We start from the raw sequence: 7,674 nt of genomic DNA on the forward strand, positions 1-7,674 counted from the left end.
CCTGGCCGACGACGAGGAGTGCGGCCCCCAGCAGCACGAGTCGACGGGGGCCGACCCGGTCGAGGGCGATCCCGACCGGGATCTGGAGCCCGGCGTAGACGGCGATCTGCACGACCGCGAGGGTCGACAGCACGGCCGCCGACACCGCGAAGCGGTCCTGCGCGTCGACACCGGACACCCCGAGCGAGGACCGCTGCACCACCGCGAGGACGTACGCGAGCACCGCGACGCCCCACACGAGGAAGGCGCGGCGGGAGTTCACCCGACCAGGCTACCGGGGGCGGCACCGCCGCCAGGACGGGCTGTGGAGAACGTGCCGAGCGGGGCGGACGCGGGTCGCGCCTCCCGTCCGGACGGCCTGGAGGCGCGGGTCGTCCCCGTCGGGCCGGTGCGGCTCAGTCGGTCCCCGCGTCGCCCTCCGGGCGGCGGTCGGCCAGGAAACGCTCGAGTTCCGCGGCGATCGCGTCGGCCGTCGGGACCTGTCCGTCGACGCCGGTGAGCGGCGAGGCGATCGGGTTGCCCTCCATGTACGTGTCGTGCCGCTCCTCGAGCACGCCGACCAGGCGCTGGAGCTCCTCGTTGCCGGCGACCTGCTCGTCGACCCGGGTGCGGAACTCGCGGCCCTCCTCGCGGAGCTCGTCGGACGGGAAGATGAGGCCGGTCGCGGCAGAGATGCCGGAGAACGCCGCGACGGCGGCGTCCGGGAACTCGGTGTCCGACAGGTAGTGCGGGACGAGCAGGACGAGCCCCGTGACCTGCTCGCCGAGCTCGGACAGCCGGTGCTCGACGAGGTGCAGGACGTTCGCCGGGGCCTGGGTCTCCGGCTTCCACACGCTCATCTGCTCGACGAGGTCGGCGCGCGTGCCGGAGACGGTGAGGCTGATCGGGCGGGTGTGCGGGACGGGCATCGGGATCGACTGCACCCAGGTCGTGTCCGCGACCTGCAGCCGGGCGGCGAGGTCGGTGACCGCGCGGACGAACCGGTTCCACTGGAAGTCCGGCTCGTAGCCCGAGAGGAACAGGAAGGGCTGGCCGATCTCGTCGCGGACCAGGTGCAGCCGGAGCCGCGGCGGCTCGACGGCGGCGATGTGGTCGTGCTCGAACGTGATCACGGGGCGACGTGCGCGCCAGTCGAGCAGGACGTCCGGGTCGAACTCGGCGACGAGCTCCGTCTCGAGGTCGTCCAGGACCGCGGACGTCAGCTGCGCCACGGCCGAACCGGCGTCGGCGAACCCGGTGAGTCCGGCGACCAGGTGCAGCCCCTCGGGGACGGTCGGTGCGTCCTCGGCGAAGGTGTAGAGCTCCTCGGGGTGGTTCACCGTCCCCATGCTAGGCGGGGCGCGGCACTCCCCCGGTGCGGCTCGACCACGCCGACAGCGAACACCTGCTGGATAGGGTTGTCGCATGGTCCGACCGACGCTCTCCACCGACTCCTCCGCTCCCGCCTCGATCTCCGCCGACGTCCTCGTGCTCGGTGTCCGACCGGGCACCGACGGCGCACCCGCGACCATCGCGCCGCCCGCCACGACGCCGTTCTCGGCGCTCGACGACATCGACCTCGCGGCCATCGGCGCCACCGGGGCGAAGGACCAGCTCGTCCGCATCCCGGCCGTCGGCGTCGACGCGCAGGGCATCGCGCTCATCGGCCTCGGCGCTGCGACCGACGCCGCCGCCGTCCGTGCGGCGGCCGGCAGCGCCGTCCGCCAGCTCCCGCTCGTCTCCTCGATCGCCCTCGCGCTCCCGACCGACACGGCCGAGCTCGTCGACGCCGCGCTCGAGGGCGCCGCGCTCGGCGCCTACTCCTTCACGCGCCACAAGGGCACCGGGACGACCGGCCCGACCCGCGGCGACCAGCAGGTGACCGTGCTCGCGCCGTCCGCCGCGGCCGACGCGACCGTCCGCCCGGCGATCGTCGCCGACGCCGCCACCCTGGTGCGCGACCTCGTGAACACCGCCGCCGGCGACCTCGGCCCCGCCGACGTCGCCGACGTCGCGCGCGCCCAGGCGGACGGTCTCCCGCTCACCGTCGAGGTGCTCGACGAGAGCGCGCTCGAGGAGCAGGGCTTCGGCGGCATCCTCGGCGTCGGCCGCGGCTCGGAGCGCCCGCCGCGCCTCGTCGTCGTCCGCTACGCGCCGGAGTCGGCCACGAAGCACCTCGCCCTCGTGGGCAAGGGCATCACGTTCGACTCGGGCGGCCTCTCGCTGAAGCCCGCCGCCTCGATGCTCGGCATGAAGACCGACATGACCGGCGCCGCCACCGTCCTGGCCGCGACCGTCGCGGCCGCGCGGCTCGGACTCGACGTCCGCGTGACCGCGTGGCTGTGCCTCGCCGAGAACATGCCCTCGGGCTCCGCGACCCGGCCGGGCGACGTCCTCACGCTGAAGAACGGCAAGACCGTCGAGGTCACGAACACCGACGCCGAGGGCCGCCTGGTCCTCGGTGACGGCATGGCCGCGGCGTCGCTCGAGCACCCGGACGCCATCGTCGACGTCGCGACGCTGACCGGCGCGCAGGTCGTCGCGCTCGGTGACCGCACGACCGGGCTCATGGGCAGCGACGACCTCGTCGCGCAGGTCCGCGCCGTCGCCGGAGCCGTGGGCGAGCCGATCTGGCCGATGCCGCTGCCCGAGGAGCTCGACGCCCGACTCGCCAGCGACGTCGCCGACATGGTGAACGCCACGGTCGGCAACCCGGCGGGCGGCATGCTGCTCGCGGGCAAGTTCCTCGAGCGCTTCGTCGGCGAGGGCATCCCGTGGGCGCACCTCGACATCGCCGGTCCGTCCGAGCACAAGGGCGGCGGCTACGGGTGGCTCGGCAAGGGTGCGACGGGGGTCATGGTCCGGACGCTCATCTCGCTCGCAGAAGAGCTCCAGGCCAAGTAGTAGGTTTGACTCCGGCGGGGCAGTGCGCTCGGCGTGCCCCCGCCGGAACCAACGGGACGGGACCGGAACCATGCGGTCCGACCGTCGGACGCCGCCGCCGCGGTGTCCAGTGGGGTCCGATCGGCCCCGACACGCACGAGGGAGTTGCACCAGGTGACGGAACAGACTTACGACGTCGTGGTCCTCGGTGGCGGCAGTGGTGGGTACGCCGCTGCGCTCCGGGCCGCCGAGCTCGGGATGAGCGTCGCGCTCATCGAGGGAGACAAGCTCCGGAGGGGACGTGTCTGCACCGCGGCTGCATCCCGACGAAGGCGCTGCTGCACGCGGCCGAGGTCGCCGACGCGACGCGTGACCCCGAGAAGTACGGCGTCGTCGCCGAGTTCGCCGGCGTCGAGGTCCCGAAGGTCATCGAGTACCAGCAGGGCATCATCACCTCCAAGTACAAGGGCCTGCAGGGCCTCATCAAGGCGCGCGGGATCACCGTCGTCGAGGGCTGGGGCCGCCTCACCTCGCAGAACACCGTGCAGGTCGGCGACCAGACGGTCACCGGCAAGAACGTCGTGCTCGCGACCGGGTCGTACTCGAAGTCGCTCCCCGGCCTCGAGATCGGTGGTCGCGTGATCACCTCCGAGACCGCCCTGCGCATGGACTACGTGCCGAACAAGGTCGTCATCCTCGGTGGTGGCGTCATCGGCGTCGAGTTCGCCAGCGTCTGGAAGTCCTTCGGTGCCGAGGTGACCATCGTCGAGGGTCTCCCCCACCTCGTCCCCGCCGAGGACGAGTCGATGTCGAAGCAGCTCGAGCGCGCGTTCCGCAAGCGCGGCATCGAGTTCTCGCTGGGTGTCCGGTTCCAGGGCGTCGAGCAGCACGAGAACGGCGTCGTCGTGACGCTCGAGGACGGCAAGACGTTCGACGGCGACATCCTGCTCGTCGCGGTCGGCCGTGGCCCCGTCACGCAGAACGTCGGCTACGACGAGGTCGGCGTCGCGATGGACCGCGGGTTCGTCACCACGAACGAGCGCCTCGCCACGAACCTCCCGAACGTGTACGCCGTCGGCGACATCGTGCCGGGCCTGCAGCTGGCCCACCGTGGCTTCCAGCAGGGCATCTTCGTCGCCGAGGAGATCGCCGGGCTCAACCCGGTCGTCATCGAGGACAAGAACATCCCGAAGATCACCTACTCCGACCCCGAGGTCGCGTCGGTCGGTCTCTCGCAGGCCAAGGCCGAGGAACAGTACGGTTCCGACAAGATCGACTCCTACGAGTACAACCTCGCCGGCAACGGCAAGAGCCACATCATCGGCACGTCCGGTTCGGTCAAGGTCGTCCGCGTGGTCGACGGTCCGGTCGTCGGCGTCAGCATGATCGGTGCGCGGGTCGGCGAGCTCATCGGCGAGGCACAGCTCGCCGTCAACTGGGAGGCCTACCCCGAGGACGTCGCGCCGCTCGTCCACGCGCACCCGACCCAGAACGAAGCGCTCGGCGAGGCGTTCCTGCACCTCGCGGGCAAGCCGCTGCACGCCCTGTGAACACCATGACAACCACCACGAACCACCCCTGCGAAGAGGAGTCCACCCGATGAGCGAATCCGTCAACCTCCCGGCGCTCGGCGAGAGCGTCACCGAGGGCACGGTGACCCGATGGCTGAAGAACGTCGGTGACCGGGTCGAGGTCGACGAGCCGCTGCTCGAGGTCTCGACCGACAAGGTCGACACCGAGATCCCGTCGCCGATCGCCGGCGTCGTGGAGGAGATCCTCGTGCAGGAGGACGAGACCGTCGAGGTCGGCACCGCGCTCGTGAAGATCGGTGACGGCTCCTCCGACGGTGGTTCCTCCGACGGTGGCTCCACGGAGTCGGACGAGTCCTCGAACGAGGCCGCCGCCGCCGCCGAGGAGCCCGAGGTCGCGCCGAGCACCGAGCAGGAGTCCGAGACCCCCGCCCCGGAGCCGACCGAGCCCGAGCCCACCCCCGCCGGCCAGACGCAGCCCGCCGCGCCCCAGGCGCCGTCGGCTCCGCCCGCCGCCGCCCCGGTCCCCCAGGCCGCTCCGGTGCCGCCGCCCGCCGCCGCCCCGCCGGCAGCGGTCCCGGCTCCGGCTGCCGCCCCGGCACCGGCCGCTGCGCCGGCCGCGTCCGGTGGCTCGACCGCCAGCGCCTCGGTGCCGAACCCGAGCCAGGACGCCTCGGCCTCCGGCTACGTCACGCCGCTCGTGCGCAAGCTCGCGAACGAGCAGGGCGTCGACCTCTCGACGGTGACCGGCTCCGGTGTCGGTGGCCGCATCCGCAAGGAAGACGTGCTCGCCGCCGCTGAGGCCGCCACCAAGGCCCCGGCCGCCGGTGGTTCCGCCGCTGCTGCCCCCGCCGGTCCCTTCGTCGCCGAGGTGTCGCCGCTGCGCGGCACCCGCGAGAAGATGACCCGCCTCCGCAAGGTCGTCGCCGAGCGTGCCGTGCAGTCGATGACCTCGACCGCGCAGCTCACCAGCGTCGTCGAGGTGGACGTCACGAAGGTCGCGCAGTTCCGTGACGCGCACAAGGCCGAGTTCCTCGAGAAGACCGGTTCGAAGCTGTCCTTCATGCCGTTCTTCGCCCTCGCGGCGTCCGAGGCGCTGAAGGCCCACCCGAAGATCAACTCGACGGTGGAGGGCGAGGAGATCGTCTACCCCGAGACCGAGAACGTCTCCATCGCCGTCGACACCGAGCGCGGCCTGCTCACGCCGGTGATCAAGGACGCTGCGTCGCTCAACCTGGCGCAGTTCTCCCAGTCGATCGCCGACCTCGCGGAGCGCACCCGCAACAACCAGCTCAAGCCGGACGAGCTCGCGGGTGGCACGTTCACGCTGACCAACACCGGTTCGCGTGGCGCGCTGTTCGACACCCCCGTGGTGTTCCTGCCGCAGTCGGCGATCCTCGGCACGGGCATCGTGACGAAGCGTCCGGCGGTCGTGAAGGTCGACGGCCAGGAGGCGATCGCGATCCGTTCGTTCGTCTACCTCGCGCTGTCGTACGACCACCGGATCATCGACGGTGCGGACGCCTCGCGCTACCTCGTCGCGGTGAAGAACCGCCTCGAGGAGGGCAACTTCGGCCCGAACCTCGGGTACTGAGCCCGGCGCTCGTCGACGTCAGGACGGCCCCGATCCCTCGTGGATCGGGGCCGTTCCCCGTTCCGGGCACGGCGTGCTCCTGGTCGTGTGACCGGGTGACGGTACCCCGCTGGTGGTGCCGGTCGATCGGACGTTCGGTCGGTCGGACGCCCGGTTCAGCCGATGGTGAACACCGCAGCGGCCGTCAGGCCCGCCGCGACCACGACCCCCACGAGCGCGCGGCGGAGCGGGAGTCGTCGCCCACGTCCGATCGGCACGCCGCGTTCGACGAGCTCACCGAGCACTGCCCATGGTGACGCCTCGGTTCCGGACACCGCGCGTCCGGGCAGGCCCACGAGCAGGTCGTGGACCGGCGGGTCCCAGCGGACCGGCCGCGGCGCCGCTGCGGCACGGACCACGGCCAGTGCCTCGATCACCGCCGCCGAGTCGCCGTCGAGCGCCGCGGCCAGGGCCTCGTCGATGCGAGGACGCTCGTCCGAACGTGCGTCGGTCCGTTCCCACACCAGCCGAGCCGCGAGCACCAGGAGCCGCGCACCGTGCTCGTCGGATCGCCGGACTCCGTCCGACCCAGGAGGTCGATCGCACAGCACGACGGCACCGGCATCGTCGACGAGGACGTCGTCGAGTCCCGCCGAACCGATGCGCACCGCGCCGGTCCGCTCGGCCACCGCGAGTTCGAGGAGCGGCACCGTCAGCGTGACGGCGACGCCGGTCGTCGGGGTACCGACGATGTCGAGCGCAGCGGCGAGGACCGTCCCTGGCGGCCGGAGCACGTCCACCGCGAGACGTCCGTCCGGCAGCCGCCCGACGTCGACGACCGGCGCGAGGTGGCGGGCCGCGCGGTCTCGGGAGACAGCCGCACGGTCCGCGAGCCACGCCAGGAACGCTCGCTCGTCGGCCACGGCGCACCACCGGTCGTGATCGGTCATCGTCTGCATGTCGAACAGCCTCGTCGGGACAGGTCGCCCGCGGTCGGGCGGGACACCGTTCTGTGGAGAACCCCGTTCGCCCACAGCCGGACCGACGACGGTCCTCGGAACTCGACGCAGGCCGTATCCTGGTCGCATGGCACGCAGCAGTTCACAAGGTACGGCGGCGAAGGAGCCGGGTCGTCTCAAGCAGATGTACCAGGTCTTCACGATGACCCGTCGGGCGGACCCGAGCTCCGTCTGGTGGTTCGCACTGGCATTCGTCGTCCCGGTGGTCCTGGGCGTCCTGCTCGCACTGCTCCTGCCCGGACAGAACTGGCTCGCGATCACCCTCTGGATCGTCGCGGGCGTCCTGCTCGGCGTGCTGCTCTTCCTGATCGTCCTCGGCCGGCTCGCCGAGCGCGCTGCCTACTCGCAGATCGAGGGGCAGCCCGGCGCCGTCGGTGCCGTCCTGTCGAACTCGCTCCGTCGCCAGTGGCGCTCGAGCGAGATGCCCGTCGCGGTGCACGGTCGTTCGCAGGCCGCGGTCTACCGGGCCGTGGGTACCCCGGGGGTCGTCCTCATCACCGAGGGCCAGCGCGGCAACCTCAACCGCCAGGTCGACGAGGAGCGCCGCAAGGTCCAGCGCATCGTCCCGAACGTGCCCGTGCACGTCGTCTACGGCAAGGCCAGCGTCGGTGCCCCGCCGATGTCGGTGCCGCACCTCGACACCCGGATCGTGGACGGCAACTCCTCGCTCATGTTCGGGCCCTACGCCGGG

At 72.1% G+C, this 7,674-nt stretch carries 5 protein-coding genes and 2 pseudogenes; 4 read left to right on the forward strand and 3 right to left on the reverse strand.

Annotated features, from left to right (window positions below; all coding sequences use genetic code 11):
- Both I5E_RS07715 and I5E_RS07720 read right to left on the reverse strand, forming a co-directional pair.
- A pseudogene (locus tag I5E_RS07715) lies at window positions 1–262 on the reverse strand (MFS transporter); the annotation flags it as partial.
- Between the two features lie 133 nt (window positions 263–395).
- Window positions 396–1,328 (reverse strand): proteasome assembly chaperone family protein, encoded by a 933-nt coding sequence (locus tag I5E_RS07720; protein WP_022906470.1) that lies wholly within the window; start codon window positions 1,326–1,328, stop codon window positions 396–398.
- A 76-nt stretch (window positions 1,329–1,404) separates the two neighbouring features.
- Between I5E_RS07720 and I5E_RS07725 the strand changes: the two genes are divergently transcribed.
- The 3 genes and pseudogenes from I5E_RS07725 (at window position 1,405) to sucB (ending at window position 5,985) form a co-directional block, all read left to right on the forward strand.
- A complete protein-coding gene (locus tag I5E_RS07725) occupies window positions 1,405–2,883 on the forward strand; it encodes a leucyl aminopeptidase (RefSeq protein ID WP_022906471.1) in 1,479 nt (492 codons plus the stop codon).
- A 153-nt stretch (window positions 2,884–3,036) separates the two neighbouring features.
- A pseudogene (gene lpdA / locus I5E_RS21400) lies at window positions 3,037–4,412 on the forward strand (dihydrolipoyl dehydrogenase).
- A gap of 49 nt (window positions 4,413–4,461) precedes the next feature.
- Window positions 4,462–5,985 (forward strand): 2-oxoglutarate dehydrogenase, E2 component, dihydrolipoamide succinyltransferase, encoded by a 1,524-nt coding sequence (gene sucB, locus I5E_RS07735; RefSeq protein WP_022906472.1) that lies wholly within the window; start codon window positions 4,462–4,464, stop codon window positions 5,983–5,985.
- A 155-nt stretch (window positions 5,986–6,140) separates the two neighbouring features.
- Here sucB and I5E_RS07740 read toward each other — a convergent pair whose 3' ends face one another.
- Window positions 6,141–6,923 (reverse strand): hypothetical protein, encoded by a 783-nt coding sequence (locus tag I5E_RS07740; protein ID WP_022906473.1) that lies wholly within the window; start codon window positions 6,921–6,923, stop codon window positions 6,141–6,143.
- A 127-nt stretch (window positions 6,924–7,050) separates the two neighbouring features.
- On the opposite strand from I5E_RS07740, the gene I5E_RS07745 reads away from it, so the two are divergent.
- Window positions 7,051–7,674, forward strand: a 624-nt coding sequence (locus I5E_RS07745) for a DUF4191 family protein (RefSeq protein ID WP_148286893.1), incomplete at its 3' end; no start/stop codon positions are given.

This window comes from Curtobacterium sp. B18, assembly GCF_000333375.1.
Classification (GTDB): domain Bacteria; phylum Actinomycetota; class Actinomycetes; order Actinomycetales; family Microbacteriaceae; genus Curtobacterium.